The 385-nt window shown below is 57.7% G+C and carries 1 pseudogene; it reads right to left on the bottom strand.

Annotation, left to right across the window (positions count from 1 at the left end):
• Nucleotides 1–385: pseudogene (locus JWG39_RS16245) on the bottom strand (multidrug ABC transporter ATP-binding protein); the annotation flags it as partial.

Below are 385 nucleotides of genomic sequence, written 5' to 3'. Positions count from 1 at the left end.
CCGCGGAATCGCGCAGTGAACTGCCGGTCAGCATAATGCGCTGGGCGATGCGACCCGCGAAATCGTTCTGGAAGAAATTGAGGCTCTGGCGCAGCACGTAGTTGTGATTCTGCCAGCGGATCATGCTGGTCATGCTGGGGCTGATGCTTTGATGTACCAGCATGTCGTGCAGGGCGATAAAAATCGGCCGCAGAATCAGCGCCACCGCCCCCATCCACAGCAGTATTGGCCAGTTATCCCGAAACAGGGTGGCGGGCGTGGAGTGATTGACCATATCGATAATGCGGCTCAGATAGCTGAACAGCGACACTTCAATCAGGGCTGACGCCAGTCCCACTAGCAGCAGTGCCGCGAAACTCGGCCAGACCTGCCGCAGATAGTAGAG

Source organism: Desulforhopalus vacuolatus (assembly GCF_016918505.1).
GTDB classification, from domain to species: Bacteria; Desulfobacterota; Desulfobulbia; order Desulfobulbales; family Desulfocapsaceae; genus Desulforhopalus; species Desulforhopalus vacuolatus.
This window is presented reverse-complemented; position numbering and strand designations above follow the sequence as displayed.